Source organism: Mycobacterium simiae (genome assembly GCF_008370645.1).
Lineage (GTDB): Bacteria > Actinomycetota > Actinomycetes > Mycobacteriales > Mycobacteriaceae > Mycobacterium > Mycobacterium simiae_A.
In genome coordinates this window covers 1-22499 of the sequence record NZ_VTZN01000084.1, presented here as the reverse complement: position 1 = coordinate 22499, position 22499 = coordinate 1, and the positions used below count along the sequence as shown (strand labels likewise).

General features: G+C 64.5%; 24 protein-coding genes, 3 tRNA genes and 1 pseudogene. 16 read left to right on the top strand and 12 right to left on the bottom strand.

The window, feature by feature from the left end; genetic code table 11:
• Nucleotides 1–46 precede the first annotated feature (46 nt).
• Nucleotides 47–1927 carry an alkyl/aryl-sulfatase gene (locus F0Q45_RS14475; protein ID WP_149654600.1) on the bottom strand — a complete coding sequence of 627 codons (1881 nt, stop codon included), beginning with the start codon at nucleotides 1925–1927 and terminating at the stop codon, nucleotides 47–49.
• A 168-nt stretch (nucleotides 1928–2095) separates the two neighbouring features.
• Here F0Q45_RS14475 and F0Q45_RS14470 point away from each other — a divergent pair, with 168 nt between their 5' ends.
• Nucleotides 2096–2581 (top strand): lipoprotein LpqH, encoded by a 486-nt coding sequence (locus F0Q45_RS14470; RefSeq protein ID WP_149654596.1) that lies wholly within the window; start codon nucleotides 2096–2098, stop codon nucleotides 2579–2581.
• Here the strand turns inward: F0Q45_RS14470 and F0Q45_RS14465 are convergent.
• The 5 genes from F0Q45_RS14465 to F0Q45_RS14450 all read right to left on the bottom strand — a co-directional run bounded on the left by F0Q45_RS14465 (nucleotide 2578) and on the right by F0Q45_RS14450 (nucleotide 5805).
• Nucleotides 2578–4086 carry a sensor histidine kinase gene (locus tag F0Q45_RS14465; protein WP_223163910.1) on the bottom strand — a complete coding sequence of 503 codons (1509 nt, stop codon included), beginning with the start codon at nucleotides 4084–4086 and terminating at the stop codon, nucleotides 2578–2580. The two genes, F0Q45_RS14470 and F0Q45_RS14465, sit on opposite strands and share 4 nt — an antisense overlap.
• Complete coding sequence (locus tag F0Q45_RS14460; protein WP_149654598.1) at nucleotides 4064–4768, bottom strand: response regulator transcription factor; 705 nt, start codon at nucleotides 4766–4768, stop codon at nucleotides 4064–4066. Before F0Q45_RS14460 ends, F0Q45_RS14465 begins: the two co-directional genes overlap by 23 nt.
• A gap of 140 nt (nucleotides 4769–4908) precedes the next feature.
• Nucleotides 4909–5064, bottom strand: a complete 156-nt coding sequence (locus F0Q45_RS27755) for a DUF6131 family protein (RefSeq protein ID WP_188112944.1) — start codon at nucleotides 5062–5064, stop codon at nucleotides 4909–4911.
• A gap of 11 nt (nucleotides 5065–5075) precedes the next feature.
• Nucleotides 5076–5309 (bottom strand): hypothetical protein, encoded by a 234-nt coding sequence (locus F0Q45_RS14455; protein WP_149654595.1) that lies wholly within the window; start codon nucleotides 5307–5309, stop codon nucleotides 5076–5078.
• An 82-nt stretch (nucleotides 5310–5391) separates the two neighbouring features.
• Entirely contained in the window at nucleotides 5392–5805 is a 414-nt protein-coding gene (locus F0Q45_RS14450) for an MmcQ/YjbR family DNA-binding protein (RefSeq protein ID WP_149654594.1), read from the bottom strand.
• Nucleotides 5806–6064: 259 nt separating this feature from the next.
• Between F0Q45_RS14450 and F0Q45_RS14445 the strand changes: the two genes are divergently transcribed.
• Both F0Q45_RS14445 and F0Q45_RS14440 read left to right on the top strand, forming a co-directional pair.
• Nucleotides 6065–7063: a phosphotransferase family protein gene (locus F0Q45_RS14445; RefSeq protein WP_149654597.1), complete on the top strand. Its 999-nt coding sequence runs from the start codon at nucleotides 6065–6067 to the stop codon at nucleotides 7061–7063.
• Between the two features lie 151 nt (nucleotides 7064–7214).
• Nucleotides 7215–7730 carry an ester cyclase gene (locus tag F0Q45_RS14440; RefSeq protein ID WP_149654593.1) on the top strand — a complete coding sequence of 172 codons (516 nt, stop codon included), beginning with the start codon at nucleotides 7215–7217 and terminating at the stop codon, nucleotides 7728–7730.
• A gap of 104 nt (nucleotides 7731–7834) precedes the next feature.
• Here the strand turns inward: F0Q45_RS14440 and F0Q45_RS14435 are convergent.
• Both F0Q45_RS14435 and F0Q45_RS14430 read right to left on the bottom strand, forming a co-directional pair.
• A tRNA-Arg gene (locus tag F0Q45_RS14435) sits at nucleotides 7835–7907 on the bottom strand.
• Between the two features lie 33 nt (nucleotides 7908–7940).
• A tRNA-Ser gene (locus F0Q45_RS14430) sits at nucleotides 7941–8029 on the bottom strand.
• A gap of 83 nt (nucleotides 8030–8112) precedes the next feature.
• Between F0Q45_RS14430 and F0Q45_RS14425 the strand changes: the two genes are divergently transcribed.
• Nucleotides 8113–9165: a pyridoxal phosphate-dependent aminotransferase gene (locus F0Q45_RS14425; protein ID WP_149654592.1), complete on the top strand. Its 1053-nt coding sequence runs from the start codon at nucleotides 8113–8115 to the stop codon at nucleotides 9163–9165.
• 11 nt (nucleotides 9166–9176) lie between these two features.
• Here the strand turns inward: F0Q45_RS14425 and F0Q45_RS14420 are convergent, their stop codons facing one another.
• Nucleotides 9177–9761 (bottom strand): TIGR03086 family metal-binding protein, encoded by a 585-nt coding sequence (locus F0Q45_RS14420; RefSeq protein ID WP_149654591.1) that lies wholly within the window; start codon nucleotides 9759–9761, stop codon nucleotides 9177–9179.
• Nucleotides 9762–9784: 23 nt separating this feature from the next.
• Here F0Q45_RS14420 and F0Q45_RS14415 point away from each other — a divergent pair, with 23 nt between their 5' ends.
• Complete coding sequence (locus F0Q45_RS14415; protein WP_149654590.1) at nucleotides 9785–10609, top strand: crotonase/enoyl-CoA hydratase family protein; 825 nt, start codon at nucleotides 9785–9787, stop codon at nucleotides 10607–10609.
• Here the strand turns inward: F0Q45_RS14415 and F0Q45_RS14410 are convergent.
• Nucleotides 10596–10997, bottom strand: coding sequence for a hypothetical protein (locus F0Q45_RS14410; protein WP_149654589.1), 402 nt, complete (start codon nucleotides 10995–10997; stop codon nucleotides 10596–10598). The genes F0Q45_RS14415 and F0Q45_RS14410 overlap by 14 nt on opposite strands.
• 49 nt (nucleotides 10998–11046) lie before the next feature.
• Here F0Q45_RS14410 and pdxR point away from each other — a divergent pair, with 49 nt between their 5' ends.
• The 4 genes and pseudogenes from pdxR to F0Q45_RS14390 form a co-directional block, all read left to right on the top strand.
• Nucleotides 11047–12459, top strand: a complete 1413-nt coding sequence (gene pdxR / locus F0Q45_RS14405) for a MocR-like pyridoxine biosynthesis transcription factor PdxR (protein ID WP_262491009.1) — start codon at nucleotides 11047–11049, stop codon at nucleotides 12457–12459.
• A 4-nt stretch (nucleotides 12460–12463) separates the two neighbouring features.
• Entirely contained in the window at nucleotides 12464–13711 is a 1248-nt protein-coding gene (gene lipE / locus F0Q45_RS14400; RefSeq protein WP_149654587.1) for a lipase LipE, read from the top strand.
• A 29-nt stretch (nucleotides 13712–13740) separates the two neighbouring features.
• On the top strand, nucleotides 13741–13941 hold the full coding sequence (locus F0Q45_RS14395; RefSeq protein ID WP_149654586.1) for a hypothetical protein: 201 nt from the start codon (nucleotides 13741–13743) through the stop codon (nucleotides 13939–13941).
• A 32-nt stretch (nucleotides 13942–13973) separates the two neighbouring features.
• A pseudogene (locus F0Q45_RS14390) lies at nucleotides 13974–14123 on the top strand (transposase); the annotation flags it as partial.
• Nucleotides 14124–14322: 199 nt separating this feature from the next.
• Here F0Q45_RS14390 and F0Q45_RS14385 read toward each other — a convergent pair.
• Nucleotides 14323–14409 (bottom strand) — tRNA-Ser (locus F0Q45_RS14385).
• 58 nt (nucleotides 14410–14467) lie between these two features.
• Between F0Q45_RS14385 and F0Q45_RS14380 the strand changes: the two genes are divergently transcribed.
• A complete protein-coding gene (locus tag F0Q45_RS14380) occupies nucleotides 14468–15445 on the top strand; it encodes an NAD(P)H-quinone oxidoreductase (protein WP_188112943.1) in 978 nt (325 codons plus the stop codon).
• On the opposite strand, the gene F0Q45_RS14375 is transcribed toward F0Q45_RS14380, so the two are convergent.
• Nucleotides 15442–16638 (bottom strand): cysteine desulfurase-like protein, encoded by a 1197-nt coding sequence (locus tag F0Q45_RS14375; RefSeq protein WP_149654584.1) that lies wholly within the window; start codon nucleotides 16636–16638, stop codon nucleotides 15442–15444. The genes F0Q45_RS14380 and F0Q45_RS14375 overlap by 4 nt on opposite strands.
• Before the next feature lie 120 nt (nucleotides 16639–16758).
• On the opposite strand from F0Q45_RS14375, the gene F0Q45_RS14370 reads away from it, so the two are divergent.
• The 6 genes from F0Q45_RS14370 to F0Q45_RS14345 form a co-directional block, all read left to right on the top strand.
• Nucleotides 16759–18729: a DUF6541 family protein gene (locus F0Q45_RS14370; protein ID WP_149654583.1), complete on the top strand. Its 1971-nt coding sequence runs from the start codon at nucleotides 16759–16761 to the stop codon at nucleotides 18727–18729.
• A gap of 15 nt (nucleotides 18730–18744) precedes the next feature.
• Nucleotides 18745–19278, top strand: a complete 534-nt coding sequence (locus F0Q45_RS14365) for a bacterial proteasome activator family protein (protein ID WP_149654582.1) — start codon at nucleotides 18745–18747, stop codon at nucleotides 19276–19278.
• Between the two features lie 3 nt (nucleotides 19279–19281).
• Nucleotides 19282–20094: a galactan export ABC transporter ATP-binding subunit Wzt/RfbE gene (gene wzt / locus F0Q45_RS14360; RefSeq protein WP_149654581.1), complete on the top strand. Its 813-nt coding sequence runs from the start codon at nucleotides 19282–19284 to the stop codon at nucleotides 20092–20094.
• Entirely contained in the window at nucleotides 20087–20989 is a 903-nt protein-coding gene (glfT1, locus tag F0Q45_RS14355; protein ID WP_149654580.1) for a galactofuranosyltransferase GlfT1, read from the top strand. Before wzt ends, glfT1 begins: the two co-directional genes overlap by 8 nt.
• A gap of 2 nt (nucleotides 20990–20991) precedes the next feature.
• Entirely contained in the window at nucleotides 20992–21822 is an 831-nt protein-coding gene (gene wzm, locus F0Q45_RS14350) for a galactan export ABC transporter permease subunit Wzm/RfbD (protein WP_149654579.1), read from the top strand.
• Between the two features lie 86 nt (nucleotides 21823–21908).
• Nucleotides 21909–22499 (top strand): PE family protein (locus F0Q45_RS14345; RefSeq protein ID WP_149654578.1); only part of this gene is annotated, 591 nt, incomplete at its 3' end.

Here is a 22499-nt window from a genome sequence, read left to right as displayed (position 1 = left end):
ACGCACACTCGACGCGATGCACCTGCCAGTGGCCGGCCAGGGCGGGCTACGGCGTGACGATGTTGAAACCCGGATTGGGCCGATCCAGGACACCGAGGAAAGTCGACAGCACCGTATCGTCGCCGGACACTTCGAAACCCGGCGAAGTGAGGTCCCCCAACGCCGCGGCAACCAGACGAACCTTGTTGCCGACGGTCACCGTTGCGTGCGCTGTTGCCGAATCGGCTGCAAGCTTCCGATGTATCAGCACGCCGTTGCGCAGCGTGAGCCGATAATTTTCGTCTTGCTCGGTGAAAGTGAAGTCGATAGCCAGGTCAAGATGCCACGCGCGGGGACCGTTGATGCTGATCGCCAAGACACCGAAAATGTGGTCCAACGTCAGCTGATCGAAAAACGTGGCCGACGGGACCTGACCCGACGTGCCCACGTTGCCGGAGCGCAATTCGGTGCTGCCGGACAAGAAGAAATTGCGCCAGGTCGCACATTCCGCCCCGTACGCCAGTTGCTCCAGCGTGTCAGCGTAGAGTTCGCGGGCGCCGACGTGATTGCTGTCGGTGAACACCGCATGATCGAGAAGTGTTGCAGCCCAACGAAAGTCACCGTCAGCGACGGCTTTGCCGGCCAGCTCTACCACGCGGTCGATCCCACCCATCGCCTCGACGTAACGCGGAGCGATGGCCTCGGGTGGGTGAGGCCATAACCGGCCCGGATTACCGTCGAACCAACCCATATAGCGTTGGTAGATCGCCTTCACGTTATGGCTGACCGACCCGTAGTAGCCGTGGGTATTCCACGCCTGCTCCAGCGCGGGCGGCAGTTGGAACATTTCGGCGATCTCGACTCCGGTGTATCCCTGGTTGAGCAACCGCAGCGTCTGGTCGTGCAGGTAGGAATACATGTCGCGCTGTTGGGAGAGAAACTCGACGATGTTGTCCTGCCCCCACGTCGGCCAGTGATGGGAGGCAAAGACCACGTCGGTCCGGTGACCGAAGGTGTCGATAGCCTCCGTGAGGTAGCCCGACCAGGCACGCGGGTCGCGTACCAGGGCGCCGCGCAAGGTCAGCAAGTTGTGCATGTTGTGGGTGGCGTTTTCGGCCATGCACAGCGCGCGGAAGCGCGGGAAGTAGAAGTGCATCTCAGCTGGGGCCTCGCTGCCCGGCGCCATTTGGAATTCGATCTCGACGCCGTCGATGGTGTGTTTCTCACCGGTTTTCTTGATGTCGACGGTCGGCACGATCAGCGAAACATCGCCGGTCGAAAGGGTCTGTCCGAGACCACAACCCACTTGCGCCTGGGGGCCGCGAGGCAGGTAGGACCCGTACATGTAGCCCGCGCGGCGCATCATCGCTCCGCCGGCGTAGATGTTCTCCTGAACCGCGTGCGCGGTGAAGCCGTCCGGCGCTAGCACCGCGACCTTGCCGGCGTCGACATCTGCCTGCGACGTGACTCCCAGGACACCGCCAAAGTGATCGACGTGGCTGTGGGTGTAGATCACCGCGACGACTCGACGGTCACCGCCTCGGTGGGCGCGATACATCTCCAGGGCCGCTGCGGCGACCTCGGTGCACACCAACGGATCAATGACAATGATGCCGGTGTCGCCCTCGACGAAGCTGATATTCGATATGTCCAAGCCGCGCACTTGGTAGATACCGGGCACCACTTCGTATAAGCCTTGTTTGGCGGCGAGGGTCGATTGCCGCCACAGGCTGGGATGCACCGATGTCGGCGCGGGGCCATTCAGAAACGAATAGGCGTCATTGTCCCAAACCACGCGGCCGTCGGCGGCCTTGATGACGCATGGCGACAACGCCGTGATGAATCCACGATCAGCATTGTCGAAATCTGTTGTGTCAGCGCTCGGCTGAACATACTCGCGATGAGCGGACTCGACGGCGCCGGAGGGCGGCTTGGGGTTCACCGACAATACATTGCCATCAATGCGACCGTGCCCGAAAGATACTCTCAAGGACTAACAGGAAAACCAGAGCATAGAAATAGTTGCTTGGGGCTCTAGATCTTGGACAAGTTAGCCCGCATACTGCCGAAGCGGTCCTCAAAGCCGATGGACCGCTACAACGGCAAAGGAGCACAGGTGAAGCGTGGACTGACGGTCGCGGTGGCCGGAGCGGCTATTTTGGTCGCAGGTCTTTCTGGATGTTCGAGCAACAAGTCCACCACGAGCGGTGGTGGGACTTCGAGCACAGGTGCGACATCGGCAAGCACCGGAGGTAGCGGAGCCTCCGGAACGAAGGTCCTCATCGACGGACAGGACCAGCACGTAACCGGCTCGGTTGTCTGCACGACGGCAGCCGGCAACGTCAACATCGCGATCGGCGGGGCAGCTACCGGCATCGCTGCCGTGCTCACTGACACCAACCCTCCCGAGGTGAAGTCAGTCGGTCTCGGCAATGTCAACGGCGTCACCCTCGGCTACACCTCAGGCACCGGTCAGGGCAAAGCTGAGGCGACCAAGAACGGCAGCACCTACAAGATCACTGGCACCGCGACCGGGGTGGACATGGCCAACCCGATGCAGCCAGTGAACAAGCCGTTCGAAATCGACGTGACGTGTTCCTAGCCGGACGAGGATGAGGCGGGCGGTTGCCAATCGTCGAGTGGCAACCGCACCGCGAACTCGGTATGGCCCGGTGTGCTGTGCAACGTGATAGTTCCGCCGTGTGCTTTGACGACGGCGGACACGATCGCCAGGCCCAGCCCGGTGCTGCCGCCTTTGCGTGACCGCGAGGTGTCGCCGCGGGCGAACCGCTCGAACACCTCCGATTGCAGCCCGGCCGGAATCCCTGGTCCGTTGTCGATCACCTGCAGCAAAGCATGCGCCGGCTGGGTGCTCAATCTGGTCGTCACCACGGTGCCGTCGCCGGTATGGACGCGGGCGTTGGCGAGCAAATTCGCTACCACCTGGTGCAGCCGGGCGGCATCCCCGGTGATCATCACGGGTTCGGGAGGCAAGTCAAGCTCCCACTGGTGATCCGGGCCGGCGATATGTGCGTCACTGACCGCGTCGACCGCCAAACGGGACAGGTCCACGGGCACCCGTTCCAGCGGCCGGCCGGAGTCCAGACGAGCCAGCAGCAGTAGGTCCTCGACGAGCCGGGTTATCCGCTCGGTCTCCGAGGCCACCCGGTTCATGGCGTGTGCTACCGCCTCCCGGTCGTCACTCATGCGCTGCGCCAGTTCGGTATAACCGCGGATCGCGGCGAGCGGAGTGCGCAGCTCGTGGCTAGCGTCGGCGACGAATTGGCGGACCCGCGTCTCACTGGCCTGCCGCGTCGACAAGGCGGCCGCAATGTGGTCGAGCATCCGGTTCAGCGCCGACCCGAGTTGACCCACTTCGGTGTAGGGGTTGGCGTCGGTTTCGGGCACGCGGACCGGCAATTCGACTTCGCCGCGATCCAGCGGCAAATCGACGACTTCGGTCGCGGTTTGGGCCACTCGCCGCAACGGCCTCAGCGCCTGTCTGATGATCATGGCGCCGGCGGTGGTGGCGACCACCAGGGCGACTACGGTGACGATCCCGAACATAATCAGCATCTGGAACATGGTGTTGTCGACCCCTGCCATCGACAGACCGGTGACGATGACGTCGGTGCGGTTGCGACTGGGGGCGGCGACGACACGGTAGCGGCCGAGCCCGTCCAGGTCGAGGGTCACCGGCGTACGGCTGGCCGCAATCTGTGCTAACTGAGATTGCGCGGTCGGGCTTAACGCGGACCGGGCGCCGCTGCTGGTGAGGTAGCCAGCGTCGATCGTCTTGCCATCGCCGACCACGGCCGCAACCATGCCTGCTGGCTGGCCCGGTGCGTCCAGAAACCTCGGGCCCGGGCCGGGCCGTTGGTAGCGTGGTTCGTGCCGGCGAGGCGGGTCGGGGTAGAGCAGGGCTGATCGGTAGGACGTCCCGCTCAGTTGGCTATCGAGCCGTGTCACCAGGTAGTGGTGCAGTGCCAGTTCGGTTGCCGCGGTGATTCCGATACACACAACCGCAAGCACCACGACCTGTCCGACCAGCAGCTGCAGGCGAAGTGACCAGGCGCGGGGCGTCTTAGCGGGCCGGCTTGAGGACATAGCCGGCGCCACGCAGCGTGTGGATCATGGGTTCGCGACCATGGTCGATCTTCTTGCGCAGGTAGGAGATGTACAACTCAACGATGTTGGACCGGCCGCCGAAGTCGTAACTCCATACCCGGTCCAGAATCTGCGCCTTGCTCAGCACCCGCCTGGAGTTGCGCATCATGAAGCGCAATAGCTCAAACTCGGTGGAGGTCAACGAGATTGGTTCGTCGGCACGGGTGACTTCATGACTATCCTCGTCCAGAATCAAGTCTCCGACCACCAGTTGTGCGCCGCTGTCGACCGTCGTGACGCCGGTGCGGCGCAGCAGCGCCCGCAATCGCAGCACCACCTCCTCGATGCTGAACGGCTTGGTTACGTAATCGTCGCCACCGGCGGTCAACCCGGCAATGCGATCCTCCACTGCGTCCTTGGCCGTCAAGAGCAGTACCGGCAGGCCGGGGTTTTCCTTGCGGAGGCTGTGCAATACATCCAAGCCACTCATGTCGGGAAGCATCACGTCGAGCACGACGATGTCGGGCCGCTCGGCGCGGGCCACTGCAACGGCCGACGCGCCGTCCGGTGCGGTGGCGGTGTCCCAGCCCTCGTAGCGCAACGCCATCGAAACCATCTCGGCGAGCACGGGTTCATCGTCGACCACGAGCACGTTGACCGGTTGGCCGTCGGCGCGACACATGACGACGCGCTCAACTGGACTTCGGGGCGTCGTCACGCTTCCAGTATCCGCACCCCGACTAGGCCGAAGCTATGCCGTTGCTATGCGCAGGCTGTGAAAGGTCGCGCGACCGTACGACCGTTGAGGTTTCAGTCGTCCGGTTAGTACCAGTAGCGCCTGCCGGCGACTGGGCGGCCCATCGAGCCCAAGGCCCACAGCACTGCCCCGATCACGAGCAAGACAACACCGAGCACCGTGAGCAAATGAATGCCGAACACGAAACCGAGGATGAGCAAGATAGCGCCGACGACAATCATGGGGACTTCCTTTACATTGCGAGTATGTGATCAATCGAATCCATTGCGCTGGGCTGCGGCAAATGGCAATCCGTTACTTTTGGATTGACACCGAGGTAATTCAGCGGCCCGGCGATTATCGTGACCGCAACTGTTCCCACCGAGGCGCAACTTGCTTGCTCGCCTTTGAAGTAGCCGCGCTGCCAAGTCGCGAACACGCCGATGAGCAGCCAAACAATCACAATCGCCCCGATGACTCCGCGCATGGTGACCTCCGTCGTGTCCGAGAAGAATCTCGTGGCGGTCGACGTACCCGTTGCACGCTTGTCTAAACGTGTCGGCGGGATATTAGTGCGGAATTCGGTTAAGCCACGCCGTGGCGCGCTTGGTGGAGGCGCGGGACAACCACGCGTCCTGGATCAACTCAGTTAGTTCTGCGGGGTCGATTTCTCCCAATCGACTGGCCCGCACGAGGACTGAGGGATGTCCGTCGAAGTGGGGGGTGGTGAAAAACGGCGATGCGGGATCTTGGACCAGGGCCAGCTTGTCGCCCTCGGACTCCACCCACAGGATGATCACATCGGTATAGCGTTCGCCGCTGTCCGGGTCTATCGCGTCGGGCCGCGGAGTGCGGAAGTAGACGAACGACTTAGCGCCCACCTGGTATACCGGATTTCCCTTCGGCCCCTCCAAGCGCGTGACGTACGGCATCGACGCGGCGATCCGATGCACATCGTCCACGGTGGCACCTCGCTTAGCCATGACGGTGACAATACCGCTGTCACGAGCCGCCGTGGTGCGGCTTGGTGCTCATGGCAGCGGGTCAGCATCGGCGACAAGCATTGCGGTAAGGGAGGATTGGCACGATCTAGCCGCCCGAGCTGCCAGCCACGGTGGCCTCGACCGGCGCGGCCCTCCTGCCCGGTGAAGACCACGTCCCCGATCCATTGGCGAATTACCGGCGACGTCATCGCGTCAGGGTAGGTTTTGACAGGTGGACCTGGACGCGGTAGCGGCATGGATGTCCACGCAGGGACTGGGCGAGGGCCCCTTGGAGGATGTCTCCGCCGTGACCGGCGGAACTCAGAACGTCATGTTGCACTTCACCAGGTCCGGTCGACCCTACGTGCTGCGGCGCGGGCCGCAGCACCTGCGCCCGCGCAGCAACACCGTGATACTGCGCGAAACCACGGTGCTGGCAGCGCTAGCCGGCTCCGACGTCCCGCATCCGCGCCTGATCGCCACCTGCGCCGACACTGGGGTACTCGGCGACGCGGTCTTCTACCTGATGGAGCCCGTCGACGGTTTCAACGCCGGTGAAGGGCTGCCGCCGCTGCACGCCGGCGATCCTGAAGTGCGGTTCCAGATGGGTCTGTCGATGGCCGATGCGCTGGCCAGACTGGGCGCTGTCGACCACGTCGCGGTCGGGCTCGCCGACTTGGGCAAACCGGACGGCTTCTTGGAACGCCAAGTGCCACGTTGGCTTTCAGAGCTGGAGTCTTATCAGCAGTTCGACGGCTACCCGGGCCCGCAAATCCCGGGAGTCGAGCAGGTGTCCGCGTGGCTACAGCGCCATCGACCGTCGAGGTGGACGCCCGGCATCATGCACGGCGACTACCACGCCGGCAACGTCATGTTCTCCTGGACCGGGCCGGACGTGGTCGCCATCGTGGACTGGGAAATGTGCACGATCGGCGACCCGCTGCTCGACTTGGGCTGGCTGCTGGCCACCTGGCGCCAGCCGGACGGGTCCAGTGTGTTCGGCCACGCCCTGAGCGGCCAAAGCGGATTGGCCACTCCCGACGATCTGCTGCACCGGTACGCCGCCAACACCACGCGGAACCTGTCGCACATCACCTGGTACACCGTGCTGGCCTGCTTCAAGCTCGGCATCGTGATCGAGGGCACGCTGGCCCGGGCATGCGCAGGCAAAGCCGAAAAGGAAGTGGGCGATCAATTGCATGCGGCCACCGTGCAGCTGTTCGAACGGGCGTTGAACATTATCGAGTCGCAGTACTAGTTGACTTGCGCAGAGCGCGACGACATCCTGACATCTGCCGGTGGCACTTACCGCAGGCCGTGCTTCAAAGACCGCTATCAGCCTCATAGTCGGGTCTATCGTCGGGGGCAGCGGCGATGATCGTCCCAGCGGCCGCTGAAGGAGGCCACACGTGACTGCGCTACAACCCGGCACCACGAACGCAGAGTGGGTTCGGGAGGTGTTTCGCCGTGTGTTCGACGAACGTGATTTCTCCCAGGCACAAGACTTCTGGAGCGACGACTCGGTCGATTACTTCCTCGCCACCGGCGAAACTGTGCGCGGGGCAGCGGCCTTGACGCAGTGGTTCACGGGACTCTTCGCAGCGGTCCCAGATTGGCGGCTGGTGATACAGAATATCGTCGATGACGGCACAGGCCAGGTCGTGGTCCAGTGGAAGGGCGGCGGATCGTTCACGGGATCACCTTTTCAGGGCATCGAAGCGACCGGCCGCCGAGTCGAGATTCTCGGATGCGACGTCATCCGGCTGGCACCCGACGGCCGGGTGGCCAGCAATACTGTCTACTACGACGGCGCTGGATTTGCTCGTCAGATCGGGATGCTACCGATGCTGGGGACCCGCGCCGACCGCGTGGTCACCCGTGGGTTCAACGCAATCACCCGGCTGCGTCGGCGCATCGGGCGGTAGGCCGGAATATCGAAGTTTCACGCGGGCAAAGTCGCGCTTAGCGGGTCGCCCCACCGGATTGCAGCCATGTCGGCTACTGATCGCGAAGGGTTTGCATTGGTAAGCGCGCCCGAAGAGATTCGAACTCCCAACCTTCTGATCCGTAGTCAGATGCTCTATCCGTTGAGCTACGGGCGCTTGTCTTCAGTTGTATTCCCCGGAAGGACCCAGCGGAGGCGAGAGGATTTGAACCTCCGGTCCCCTTGAAGGGGGACAACTCATTAGCAGTGAGCCCCATTCGGCCGCTCTGGCACGCCTCCATGGCCTTCCTGAGGGTACCCGACGCTGGGAACCCCGAGCCGCCGGAGGCTTAGCGTACACAGCCGCAACATATGCTGTCGACGTGACTGCCCGCCTGCGCCCCGTGCTGGCCGGGCTGCCAGTTTACGTTCCCGGCAAGACCGTGCCGGGCGCGGTCAAATTGGCCAGCAACGAGACGGTGTTGGGGCCGCTGCCCAGTGTCCGCGCGGCCATCGAGCTCGCCACCAACACGATCAACCGCTATCCGGACAACGCCTGCGTCGAACTGAAGGCTGCGCTGGCCAAGCATGTCGGCTCGGATTTCGCGCCCGAGCACATCGCTGTCGGTTGCGGCTCGGTGAGCCTATGCCAACAGCTCGTGCAAATCACCGCGTCGGTAGCCGACGAGGTGATCTTCGGCTGGCGCAGCTTCGAGCTCTACCCACCCCAGGTTCAGGTCGCTGGCGCGACGGCAGTTCCCGTGCCGCTCACCAACCACACGTACGACCTGGACGCCATGCTGAAAGCCATCACCGAGCGCACCCGGCTGATCTTCGTGTGCAACCCCAACAATCCGACCTCCACGGTTGTTCCACCGGACACTCTTGCCGACTTTGTGGCCGCGGTTCCCCCGGACGTTCTCATCGCGATCGACGAGGCCTATGTGGAATACGTTCGCGACGGCATGGCTCCCGACAGCCTGGAGCTGATCCGCTCGCACAGCAACGTCGTCGTGCTGAGAACCTTTTCTAAGGCGTACGGCCTGGCGGGTTTGCGGGTTGGGTACGCGATCGCCCAGCCCGACGTGATCGTCGCGCTGGACAAGGTCTACGTGCCGTTCACGGTGTCGAGCATCGCGCAGACAGCGGCCATCGCGTCGCTGGACGCCGCCGACGAGCTCCTAGCCCGCACCGACGCGGTGGTCGCCGAACGTACCAGGGTCAGCGCCGCATTGCGCACCGCCGGATTTACCCTGCCGCCGCCACAGGCCAACTTCGTCTGGCTGCCACTGGGGACCCGCACCCGGGACTTTGCTGAGCAGGCCGCCCGCGCGCGCATCGTCGTGCGGCCGATGGGCGTCGACGGCGTCCGGGTGACCATAGGCGCTCCGGAAGAAAACGACGCCCTGCTGCGCTTTGCGTGCGCCTGGAACTGACGCGCGCCGGATTACCTGGCCGGATTGCGGCCGGTGAACGCGACCAGCCGGTCCAGGGGGCTCGACTCCTCAGGCACGTCGACCGGGTCGGCGAACCCGGCGGCGCTGCGTTCGTGCGGCTTGATGAGTTGGCGGGCCAACTCCAGCACATACTCGGCCAACGAATCCGCCGCATGCACCTCGCGTCCCACGGCGGTGGCGTAGTCCCACGCGTGGACCAGAAATTCGATCGAGAACACCGCGACCGCGGCCCTGGCGGACATCGAGCCGGGACCCAGCGGCACCTCACCTTCCAGGCCGTGGCGGTGCCAGGCATCCAGCGCCGGCCGAGCGGCGCCAATCACCAGGCGCTCCACCGAGTTGGTGTCTTCTCGCATGGAGAATTCCGCATCGACCATGCCGCCGAGAACCATAATTGAGTTCAGCAGATGCCCGGTCAGGCCCTTCACGTCGTACTCCGTACACGGCGTCTGCTTGGACTTGTCGTCGCCGGCGATGGTGTACAGAACCTGCTGCAGCACTGCGAGTGCGGCTTCGGCGCTTTGCAGCTCGTCGGCCGGCGGCGAATCGGGTCCGGGTCGCAAATCAGCGGGCATACTGGCCACGCTACGGTCTGGGCATGGGCGAAACATACGAATCCGTCACCGTCGAAACGAAGGACCAGGTCGCGCAGGTGACGTTGATCGGGCCGGGCAAAGGCAATGCGATGGGGCCCGCGTTTTGGTCGGAGATGCCGGAGGTGTTCGCAAAGCTGGACGCCGACCGCGACGTGCGGGCCATCGTGATCACCGGCTCCGGCAACAACTTCAGCTATGGCCTCGACCTTCCGGCGATGGGTGGTTCGTTCGCCCCGCTGCTGGGTGGCGACGCCTTGGCCGGCCCGCGCGCGGAATTCCATACCGAAATCAAGCGCATGCAGCATGCGATCAGCGCCGTCGCCGACTGCCGAACACCCACCATCGCCTCGGTGCACGGGTGGTGCATCGGCGGCGGCGTCGACCTGATCTCGGCGGTGGACATCCGCTACGCCAGCGTCGACGCCAAGTTCTCGGTTCGCGAAGTCAAACTGGCCATCGTCGCCGATGTCGGCAGCCTGGCCCGGCTGCCGCTAATCCTCAACGACGGACATCTACGTGAACTGGCATTGACCGGCCGGGACATCGACGCGGCTCGCGCCGAAAAGATCGGCCTGGTCAACGATGTCTACGCGGACGCCGAAGCCGCATTGGCCGCGGCCCACGCCACCGCCGCAGAGATCGCCGCCAACCCGCCGCTGACTGTGCACGGCATCAAGGACGTCCTTGACCAGCAGCGCAGCTCCGCCGTCACGGAGAGTCTGCGTTATGTCGCCGCCTGGAATGCCGCGTTCCTGCCGTCCAAGGACCTGACCGAGGGCATCTCTGCGACCTTCGCCAAACGCCCGCCGCAGTTCACCGGCGAATAATGCTCGAGCGCAACGCCATCGCAAGCAGTGCGGTGCCGACCACCAGTCCGGCGAATTCGAGCAACCCGACCCCGGCGCCGGCATGGTGATGGGTGTCGAGGAGGTGGCTCAGCGCGTGCAATAGCCAGTGCGCGCTCGCAAAGGCCAGCGCCGGAACCCGCCACGCCGTCCAACGCAACCCGCCCAACAGCAACAGGCCCAGCGGCAACTCGAACGATGCGTTGTCGAAGATGTAGTGGTCGTTGCGGGCCCCGAAGGCGCCGAGGCTGTCGAAGAACACTCCCGGCGCCACCATCATGAACACCCCGAGAGCGGCGGAGTACACGCCGAAGAGGATCAGGATCGCGTCGACGAACCGAGACCGTTCCCGTGTCGGTGCCGTGGTCATGTGATCACACTAATAAGAGAATGGTTCCGCGTTAGGCTCCAATCTTGTGATGATTTCGGGGACCACTTTGGGCCCGGAGGTGCTCCTGGAGCTGGCCCAAGATCGACAGTTGCCTTTGCACCGCCAGCTCACCGACCAGCTGCGTGACATGATTCGCAGTGGCCGGCTGGGGCCCGAGAGTCGGTTGCCCTCAACTCGGGTGCTGGCCGCGGACCTGGGCGTGTCCCGCCGGCTGGTCGTGGATAGCTACGGCCAGCTGATAGCCGAGGGATTTCTGGTCAGCCGACATGGCTCGGGCACACGCGTCGCTCGCATCGACCCGGTCGGGCAGCCACCGGAGGCCGCCTCGGATACCCGGCCGCGCTTCGACGTCGACTTCACATCGGGCACCCCCGATGTGGGCAGTTTTCCACGCGCTGCTTGGCTGCGGGCCTTGCGCCAAGGGCTAGCGGCAGCACCGCGGGACGTGCTCGGCTATGGCACACCCAAAGGGCTCGCGACCACCCGCGCAGCCCTCTCCGACTACCTAGGGCGCACCCGTGCCGTGCTGGCCGACCCCGAGCGGATCGTGATCTGCTCTGGTGTGACGCAAGCCGTCTCGGTGCTCGCCCAGGTATTGCGCCGCACCGGTCGGACACCGGTCGCAGTCGAAGATCCCGGGTTTGCGCCGCATCGTACTATCTTGCGGCACAACGCTACTCAGACGGTCGGGGTACCCGTCGACCATGACGGCCTTGACGTCGAGAGGCTCGCCGCCAGCTCCGCTCGGGCGGCGCTCACCACTCCTGCGCACCAGTCACCCACCGGCGTGGTCCTGGCCGCTGCTCGCCGTGCCGAGCTGATGCAGTGGGCGCGGGCAGGCAATTTGATCCTTGAAGACGACTATGACGCCGAATACCGCTACGACCGTGCCCCCGTGGGCGCGTTACAGGGCATCGCTCCCGATCGGGTGATCTATCTTGGCTCGGCCAGCAAGACGTTGGCTCCCGGGCTTCGGTTGGGCTGGATGGTGCTGCCCCCTGATCTCGTCGGTGCAGCAACGCTGGCCAAGGGGCTGGCTGACGGTGGGAACTCGGTGATGGATCAACTTGCGTTTACCGCGCTGCTGACATCGGGCGACTACGACCGCCACCTGCGCCAGATGCGGCGCCGCTACGTCGGCCGCCGCAACACCATGCTGCGGGCGCTGGCCCAACACTTTCCGCAAGCCACCGTTCTCGGCGCGGCCGCCGGTGTGCAACTGACGGTGCGGTTCCAACCCGAATACCCCATCCACGAGCTGATCGCCAATGCCGCCGCAAGGCGGGTGCGAGTCGAACCGCTCGCGGCGAGCTATCTCGACCCCGGTGCCGCACCGCCGGGGCTAATCCTGGGCTACGCCAACCTCAGCGAATCGCAGATCCTCGCGGGAATACGGTTGCTCGCTGGTGCCCTGCCCGCGGAGCACCAGCACGTAACCTGACGGCATGACCAACCCGGGCGCACTCCAAGGCAGAATCCGCGTTCCTGCAGACTTGGACGCCGTAACCGCGGTCGGCGAAGAAGACCACTCCGAAATCGAGAGCGCGGCTATCAAACGGATCTGGCAGGCCACCCGCTACTGGTACCAGGCCGGGATGCATCCCGCCATTCAGCTGTGCCTGCGCCACAACGGCCGGGTGGTGCTCAACCGCGCCATCGGCCACGGCTGGGGCAACGCCCCGACCGATCCGGCCGACGCGGAAAAGATCCCGGTCGCCACGGACACACCGTTTTGCGCCTACTCTTCGGCCAAGGCCATCACCGCGACCGTCGTGCACCTGCTCGTCGAACGGGGCCACTTCTCGCTCGATGACCGTGTCTGCGAGTACCTACCCAGCTACACCAGCCACGGCAAGGACCGCACCACGATCCGGCACGTCCTGACCCACAGTGCCGGCGTCCCGTTCCCGACCGGGCCCAGGCCGGACGTCACCAAAGCCGACGACCACGAATACGCCCTGGAAAAGCTCGGCGACTTGAGGCCGCTCTACCGGCCCGGGTTAGTGCACATGTACCACGCCCTGACTTGGGGCCCGTTGATGCGCGAGATCATTTGGCGGACCACCGGCAAGGAAATCCGCGACATCCTGGCCACCGAAATCCTCGACCCGTTGGGCTTTCGATGGACCAACTTCGGAGTGGCGAAGAAAGACCTTCCGCTGGTCGCGCCTAGTCATGCCACCGGGCCACCGTTGCCGCCGTTGATCGCCGCAGCCTTTCGCAAGGCGATCGGCGGCACCGTGCACGAGGTCATCCCGTACACCAACCAGCCGCTGTTTCTCAGCACGATCATCCCGTCGTCCAACACCGTGTCGAACGCGAACGAGTTGTCCCGCTTTATGGAAATCCTGCGCCGCGGCGGCGAACTCGACGGGGTGCGGGTCATGGCGCCGGAAACGCTGCGCGACGCCGTCAAGGAATGCCGGCGCCTGCGACCCGATGTCGCGACCGGCCTGATGCCGCTGCGCTGGGGAACGGGATACATGCTGGGATCGACGCGGTTTGGGCCGTTCGGACGCCACGCGCCGGCCGCGTTCGGCCATCTCGGCTTGGTGAATATCGCGGTGTGGGCCGATCCACAACGCCGGCTGGCCGCTGCGGTGCTCAGCAGCGGTAAACCCGGCCGAGATCCCGAAGCTGGCCGCTATGGCGCGCTGCTGAACACGATCACCGCCCAGATTCCGTCCGGTTGACTTCGCCGGTCGGTGGGAACCCTGCGGCAATGTCTACCTACCGAGTAATCAGCCCACGTGGCGAGGTTGTGGCCACCAAAGACATTGCCAGCGCCGACGACGCGCACGCGTGGTTCGTCGACACCGAGTTTGAGGGAAAGTCCGAAAAGGCCGAACTCGGCTGGCGGATGGAAGTCAGCATCGGCGGCGACTGGCGGTACTTCGACCAGACCGATGGCGCTCGGGCTTAGGCGTCTCTACCGAATGGGAAAGCGTTGACCACCGAACGGGTAGCCCATGGCAGACCTGCCAGCCGCTTTTGGACCATGGCAGATGATGTTGGAAGCGCCATCACCGATGGTCGCTGGATGGCTTTTGCGAGGCGGTGTGCGGCCGGGTCGAGACGTTCCTGGGGTTCGACGCCGCGACGGCAGCGCGTTCTTAACGGGTAGCACTGGGTAGTTGAGTGGCGGCCCAATCCCGATGAGCTGTCCGGTCCGGCATGGCCTCAATCAGGGGCCAGAAAACCTTCGAGAATCCGTAGCGCTGATGGTCGGCCTGCATCACGCGCAACAGCGCCAGTCGACGAACGCCTACATCAATTGCCCCAACTAGGACCCGCCTACACACAGCGGTGGCGGAGGGATTTGAACCCCCGGACGGTGTTAGCCGTCTCTCGCTTTCAAGGCGAGTGCATTGGGCCGCTCTGCCACGCCACCTCGGACAAGGGTAGGACAAGGGTAGGACAAGGGTAGCGTCGCTTGTAACGTGACCACCATGCGCGCCATCGTTGCTGAATCCCCCGATACGTTGATTTGGCAAGAGGTCCCCGATGTGTCCGCCGGGGCGGGTGAGGTGCTCATTAAGGTCGCCGCCGCGGGCGTCAACCGCGCCGACGTGCTGCAGGCCGCCGGAAAGTACCCACCACCGCCGGGCGCCAGCGACATCATCGGCATGGAGGTCAGCGGCTGCATCGCTGACGTCGGCACAGGGGTCACGCAATGGTCTGTGGGACAAGAGGTTTGCGCATTGCTGGCCGGCGGCGGATACGCCGAATACGTCGCTGTCCCGGCCGGACAGGCCATGCCCATCCCGGTATCCGTCAACCTCGTCGATGCCGCGGCACTTCCCGAAGTGGCCTGCACGGTGTGGTCGAACCTGGTGATGACCGCCCACCTGAGCCCCGGCCAGCTCCTGCTGATTCACGGCGGCGCCAGCGGTATCGGCACCCATGCGATTCAGGTCGGGCGCGCGTTGGGTGCACGGGTGGCAGTTACCGCCGGCTCAACGGAAAAGCTTGAGCTCTGCCGCGGCTTGGGAGCACAGATCACCATCAACTATCACGACGAGGACTTCGTCGCGCGGGTCAAAGGCGAAACCGACGGCGCCGACGTGATTCTCGACATCATGGGCGCGGCCTATCTGGACCGCAATATCGACGCGCTGGCCACCGACGGGCAGTTGGTCATCATCGGCATGCAGGGTGGCGTCAAAGCGGAGCTGAATTTGGGCAAGCTGCTCACCAAACGGACTCGGATCATTGGCACCACGCTACGAGCGCGGGCGGTGAGCGGCCGCAACGGCAAGAGCGTCATCGTCGCGGCGGTGACCGACTCGGTCTGGCCGATGATTGCCAACGGTCAGGTTCGGCCGATCATCAGCACGCGCCTGCCCATCCAGGAGGCGGCACAGGCGCATCAGATGCTGCTGTCGGGCAACAGCTACGGCAAAATCCTGCTCACCCTTAACGACTAGCCCAGGGACGCCAGCGCACGCACCAACTGGTCGACTTCGGCCATCGTCGAGTAGTGCGCCAGCCCGACGGTCACCGCCCCGCCCACATCGTTGACACCCAACACGTCCAACGCGCGTGACGTGGCGTTGGCGATCGCCAGAATTCCGTTGTCGGCCAACCGCTGCACCACCCGGTCTGCCGGCACGTCGTGCAGCGCCAGGCTGACTACCGGGATGCGCGCCTCCGGGCGGCCAATCACCATCACCAACGGCAACGACCGCAGCGACACCATCAGGTAGTCGAAGACCCGGTTCAGATAGGCCGACGCGGATTGCATAGACACCGAGAGACGCTCGCGCCGGCTGCCGCGTGCCGACTCGTCGAGTGCGGCGAGGTATTCGATGCTGGCGACCACGCCGGCCAGCAGACCGAACTGGTGCCCGCCGATCTCCAGGCGTGCCGGGCCGGTGGCGTAGGGGTTGGTCGACACCGAGGTGAAGGTGTTCATCAATGCCGGTTCCCGGAAAACCATCGCCCCGATCGGCGGACCACCCCACCCCACCGCGTTGACCGCCACCACGTCGGCCTCGGTTTCCTTGATATCGAGCAGCCGGTACGGGGCTGCGGCGGAGTGGTCGACCACCACCAGACCACCGATGTCGTGAACCAGCTTGGTCATCGCGCGCAGATCAGTGACCGCGCCCAGCGTTTCTGACGCGGACGTCACCGCTACCAGCCGCGTCGACTTGCTGATCAGACCCTCCCACTGCCACGTCGGCAGCTCACCCGTCTCGATGTCGACTTCGGCCCACTTCACCTTGGCGCCGTAGCGGTGTGCCGCCCGCAGCCAGGGCGCAATATTCGCCTCGCTGTCGAGGCGGCTGACGATCACCTCGTAGCCCAGTCCGGAACGCGAAGCTGCCGCCTCGGCCAACGAGGACAGCAACACCGTGCGATCGGCGCCCAGCACCACCCCGCTCGGATCACCGTTGACCAGGTCGGCCACCGCCTCACGAGCCGCGTCCAGCACTGCGGCGCTACGTCCGGCAGCTGGGTGAGCACCTGCTGTGCTGGCGGCCGACCGGCGAAAGGCCGTCGACACGGTGGTGGCCACCGAATCGGGAATCAGCATGCCGGCCGGCGCGTCGAAGTGCACCCATCCGTCACCCAGCGACGGGTGCAGGCCGCGCACCCGGGCGACGTCGTATGCCATGCCAGCCGCCTTAACGCTCTCGCTATGTCCGCAAATTGGTGACGGTAGCGGGTATGCCACAAACGGTCCAGCCCCTTGGGCTTCCCGAGCCAACCCACCTTGGCCAGCCATACTAGTCGAGTGAGCTTGTGGTTCGGAACGCTGATCGCACTGGTATTGCTGATCGCGCCCGGCGCCATCGTCGCCCGTATCGCGCAGCTGAATTGGCCCATCGCTATCGCGGTGGGCCCGCCGTTGACCTACGGGGTTATCGCGCTGGCGATCCTGCCGTACGGGGCCCTGGGCATCCCCTGGAACGGTTGGACGGCGTTGGTTGCCTTGGCCGTCGTCGCAGCGGTGGTGACCGGTCTGCAGCTCGTGCTCGGCCGATTCCGAGACCGGGACGCCGAGGCGCGGGCAGTCAGCCGCGGTCCGGCGCTCACGGTCGCGGCCGGGGTGCTGTTGGGTGCGCTGCTCATCGGCTGGGCGGCCAATCGCGGGATCCAACACTGGCAGTCCATCCCCAGCACGTGGGACGCGGTGTGGCACGCCAACACCGTTCGCTTCATCCTCGACACCGGCCAGGCGTCGCCCACCCACATGGGTGAGCTGCGCAACGTCGAGACCCATGCGCTGCTGTACTACCCGTCCGTGTTCCACGCGCTAGCCGCGGTGTTCTGTCAGCTCACCGGCGCCGCGGCGACTACCGGTTACACATTGAGCTCGCTGGCCGTAGCCGTCTGGCTGATCCCGGTCAGCGCGGCGGTGCTGACCTGGCGGGCGGTGCGCACGCACACCACGCAGTGGCGCACCGCAGGCGCGGCGGCCACCGCGGCGGCGTTATCCGCGTCGTTTACCGCGGTGCCCTATGTCGAGTTCGACACCGCCGCAATGCCCAACCTGGCCGCCTACGGGGTCGCGGTGCCCACGATGGCGTTGATCACCTCGACCTTGCGACATCGCGACCGCATCCCGGTGGCGGTGTTGGCGTTTGTGGGTGTGTTGTCGGTACACATCAGCGGTGGGGTCGTCGTAGTGCTGCTGGTGGCGACCTGGTGGCTGCTGGATGCGTTGTGGCATCCGGTCCGCGGCCGGCTGCCCGATCTTGTGACGCTGGCTGGCGTGGCTGTCATTTCGGGGCTGATCATGTTGCCGCAATTCCTCAGCGTCGAACAACAGGAAGACATCATTGCCGGGCACTCCTTTCTCACCTATCTGAGCAAGCGGCGCGGCGTGTTCGACGCGGTTTTCCAGCACTCGCGCCACCTCAATGACTTTCCGGTCCAGTACGCGTTGATCGCGGTGGCCGCTGTTGGCGGCTGCATTCTGCTGATCAAGAAAATTTGGTGGCCGCTGGCGGTGTGGCTGCTGCTGATCGTGGCCAACGTCAACGCCGGCACCCCCCTGGGCGGTCCGATCGGAGCGGTCGCCGGCGGACTCGGCGAATTCTTCTACAACGATCCGCGCCGGATCGCAGCAGCCACCACGCTGCTGCTGATGCTGATGGCCGGCGTCGCGCTGTTCACTATGGTCACACTGGTGGTAGCCGGGGCGAAGCGACGCACCGATCGGTTCCGGACGCTGCCGCAGCCCTTCTGGGTTTCGATTACCGCCGCCCTGCTGATCGGGATCTGCCTGGCCAGTACGTGGCATTACTTTCCGCGGCACCGGTTTTTGTTCGGCGACAAGTACGACTCGGTGATGATCAACCAGAAAGACCTCGACGCCATGGCCTATCTGGCAACATTGCCAGGCGCGCGCGACACCGTGATCGGCAACGCCAACACCGACGGCACGGCGTGGATGTATGCCGTGGCCGGCCTGCACCCGCTGTGGACCCACTACGACTACCCAGTGCAGCAAGGCCCGGGCTATCACCGGTTCATCTTTTGGGCCTACGCCCGCAAAGGCGCTGCCGATCCGCGAGTACTGGAGGCCATCAAGGTCCTCAATATCCGCTACATCCTGACCAGCAGTCCGACGGTCAGGGGGTTCGCCGTTCCCGACGGACTAGTCTCTCTAGAGAATTCACCGTCGTGGAAGAAGATTTACGACAACGGCGGGGCTCGAATTTACGAGTGGCGCGGCAAGGCCGCAGCGACGCGCTCCTAGTGATACCTCAAGAGGATGGTGACTGCATTGAGTACCGGCAACGACGACTCAGCTGTCGAAGGCATCGAGATCATTGGTGATGTCGATTCGCGGCTGCTGGCGACGCCGGAGGACGACTCCGACGAACGCTCGCTTACCGATCTTGTCGAACAGCCGGCCAAGGTAATGCGCATTGGCACCATGATCAAGCAACTCCTCGAAGAAGTCCGCGCCGCACCGCTCGATGAAGCCAGCCGCAACCGACTACGCGATATTCACCGGACCAGCATCCAAGAACTCGAAGACGGCCTGGCACCGGAACTGCGCGAGGAACTCGACCGGTTGACACTGCCGTTCAGCGAGGAGAGCGCACCCTCAGATGCTGAACTGCGCATCGCGCAGGCACAGCTGGTGGGCTGGCTGGAAGGGCTCTTCCACGGTATTCAGACCGCGCTGTTCGCCCAGCAGATGGCCGCCCGGGCGCAGCTGGAACAGATGCGGCAGGGTGCGCTGCCGCCGGGCCTGACCAAGGGGGGCCACCACGGTCACGGCACCGGACAATACCTGTAAGCCGTGTCGACAAGTCCCTTCATCGAGACGCGCGACGCGTGGGTGGAATTTCCCATCTTCGACGCCAAGTCGCGCTCCCTGAAGAAGGCTTTCCTGGGTAAGGCGGGCGGTGCCATCGGCCGCAACAGCTCCAACGTCGTTGTCGTCGAGGCATTGCGCGAGATCACCATGTCTCTGAAACTGGGCGACCGAGTCGGCCTGGTCGGCCACAACGGAGCCGGGAAATCGACTCTGCTACGCCTACTTTCGGGCATCTACGAACCCACCCGCGGCTGGGCCAAGGTCACTGGCCGCGTGGCGCCGGTTTTCGATCTGGGCATCGGCATGGATCCAGAGATCTCCGGGTACGAGAACATCATCATCCGCGGCCTGTTCCTAGGACAGACCCGCAAACAGATGCTGGCCAAAGTCGACGAAATCGCCGAGTTCACCGAGCTGGGTGAGTACCTGTCGATGCCGCTGCGTACCTACTCCACCGGCATGCGGGTGCGGTTGGCGATGGGCGTGGTGACCAGCATCGACCCGGAGATCCTGTTGCTCGACGAGGGTATTGGCGCCGTCGACGCCGAATTTCTCAAGAAGGCTCAGTCACGACTGCAAAGCCTGGTGGAACGTTCCGGAATCTTGGTATTCGCCAGCCATTCCAACGAGTTTCTGGCTCGGCTGTGCAAGACCGCCATGTGGATCGACCACGGCGTCATCCGACTCAGCGGCAACATCGAAGAGGTGGTGCGCGCCTACGAGGGCGACGACGCCGCCCGACACGTGCGCGAGGTGCTCGCCGAGACTGCCGCCAAAACGTCAGCCGATGACTGAAACCGTGATCGCCGTTGTGGTCACGCACCGGCGTCCCAACGAACTGGCCAAGTCGCTTGACGTGCTGGGTGCACAAACCCGGTTGCCGGATCACCTGGTCGTCGTCGACAACGACAATGACGGCCACGTCCGTGACCTGGTTGCCGCGCAGCCGATTGCCAGCAGTTATCTTGGTTCGCGCCGAAATCTCGGTGGTGCAGGCGGTTTCGCGTGGGGCATGTTACATGCACTGGCGCTCGGGGCCGATTGGGTGTGGCTGGCCGATGACGACGGGCGTCCCCAAGACACCGGCGTGCTGGAGACACTGCTGGGCTGCGCCGAAAAACACGGGTTGGCTGAGGTGTCACCGATGGTGTGCAACATGGACGACCCGCAGCGGCTGGCGTTTCCGTTGCGGCGCGGTTTGACATGGCGCAGGCGCACCAGCGAATTGCGCACCGAGGTCGGGCAGGAATTGCTGCCCGGCATCGCGTCGTTGTTCAACGGCGCACTGTTCCGCGCGTCGACGCTGGAGGCGATCGGGGTCCCGGACCTGCGGTTGTTCATCCGTGGCGATGAGGTGGAGATGCACCGCCGGCTGGTGCGCTCCGGCCTGTCGTTCGGAACCTGCCTGGACGCGGTCTACTTGCACCCCTGCGGATCTGGGGAGTTCAAGCCAATCCTGGGCGGTCGCATGCACACCCAGTATCCTGACGACCCCGGTAAGCGGTTCTTCACCTACCGCAACCGCGGCTACGTGTTATCCCAACCCGGTTTGCGCAAGCTGCTGCCCCAGGAGTGGCTGCGGTTCGGCTGGTTTTTCCTGGTGACCCGTCGCGATCCCAAGGGTCTGTTGGAGTGGATACAGTTGCGCCGCTTGGGACGGCGTGAGAGGTTCGGGCGGCCAGGAGGTTAGAGATGACGTTCATCGATGCTGCCGCGCAGTCGCGGACACTTGCCCGCGCGCGTCGTGACCTGGTCGACGGATTCCGACGCCGCGAGCTGTGGCTGCACCTGGGCTGGCAGGACATCAAGCAGCGCTATCGCCGCTCGGTGCTGGGGCCGTTTTGGATCACCATCGCGACCGGGACCACCGCGGTAGCGATGGGCGGGCTGTACTCCAAGCTGTTTCACCTCGAGCTGTCCGAGCACCTGCCCTATGTCACCCTCGGGCTGATCGTCTGGAACCTGATCAACGCCGCCATCCTGGAGGGTGCCGACGTCTTCGTGTCCAACGAGGGCCTGATTAAGCAATTGCCGACGCCGCTTTCCGTGCACGTCTACCGGCTGGTCTGGCGCCAGATGATCTTGTTTGCCCACAACATCGTGATCTACCTTGTTGTCGCCGCGATCTTTCCCAAGCCGTGGTCCTGGGCGGATTTGTCGGTTCTATTGGCGTTGGGATTGATTGTTCTCAATTGTGTGTGGGTGTCACTGTGTTTCGGCATCCTGGCGACCCGTTACCGCGACATCGGGCCGCTGTTATTTTCGGTCGTACAGCTGCTGTTCTTCATGACGCCGATCATCTGGAACGACGACACATTGCGACAGCAGGGCGCCGGACGCTGGGCTCACATCGTCGAGCTCAACCCGCTGCTGCACTACCTCGACATCGTGCGGGCGCCGCTTTTGGGTGCCGATCAAGAGCTGCGGCACTGGCTGGTGGTGGGTCTGCTGACCGTTGTTGGATGGGTACTGGCAGCGTTTGCTATGCGCCAGTATCGGGCCCGGGTGCCGTACTGGGTTTAACCCACGCCGGGGAGTTGCCGAAAGCCTCAATACACTCGGTGCGGCAAGTTACGATCCTGCTCATCGCTGCGGAGTAGGAGGTCCCGATGTCGTACGTGATAGCGGTTCCAGAGACGCTGGCAGCGGCCGCGAAGGACATATCAGGTATCGGTTCGGCGCTCGGCGCCGCTACCGCCGCGGCGGCGGCTCCCACAACAGGCGTAATTGCCGCGGCTGCCGACGAAGTCTCGGTACAGATCGCGGCCATTTTCGACGCTCATGCCCGCGCATATCAAGCCATCAGTGCGCAGGCCGCGGAGTTCCACCAGCGGTTTGTGCAGGCCTTGGCGTCGAGCGCGGCATCGTACGCGACGGCCGAAGCCGCTAGTGCCTCACCGCTGCAGGTCGTCGAGCAGGCGGTGCTCAACGCGATCAACGCGCCCACCCAGACGTTGTTTGGGCGCCCACTGATCGGTGACGGCGCAAACGGGGGCAGCATCAACGGCGTCGGCCAACCAGGCGGGCCTGGCGGCCTGCTATTCGGTAATGGCGGGGCCGGCGGGGCCAGCACCGCCGCCGGTACACCCGGAGGCGCCGGCGGTAGCGCTGGGTTTATTGGCAACGGCGGGACTGGCGGACCGGGAGGTCCTGGGGCTGCCGGCGGAGCCGGCGGAGCCGGCGGCCTGCTGGCCGGCAAT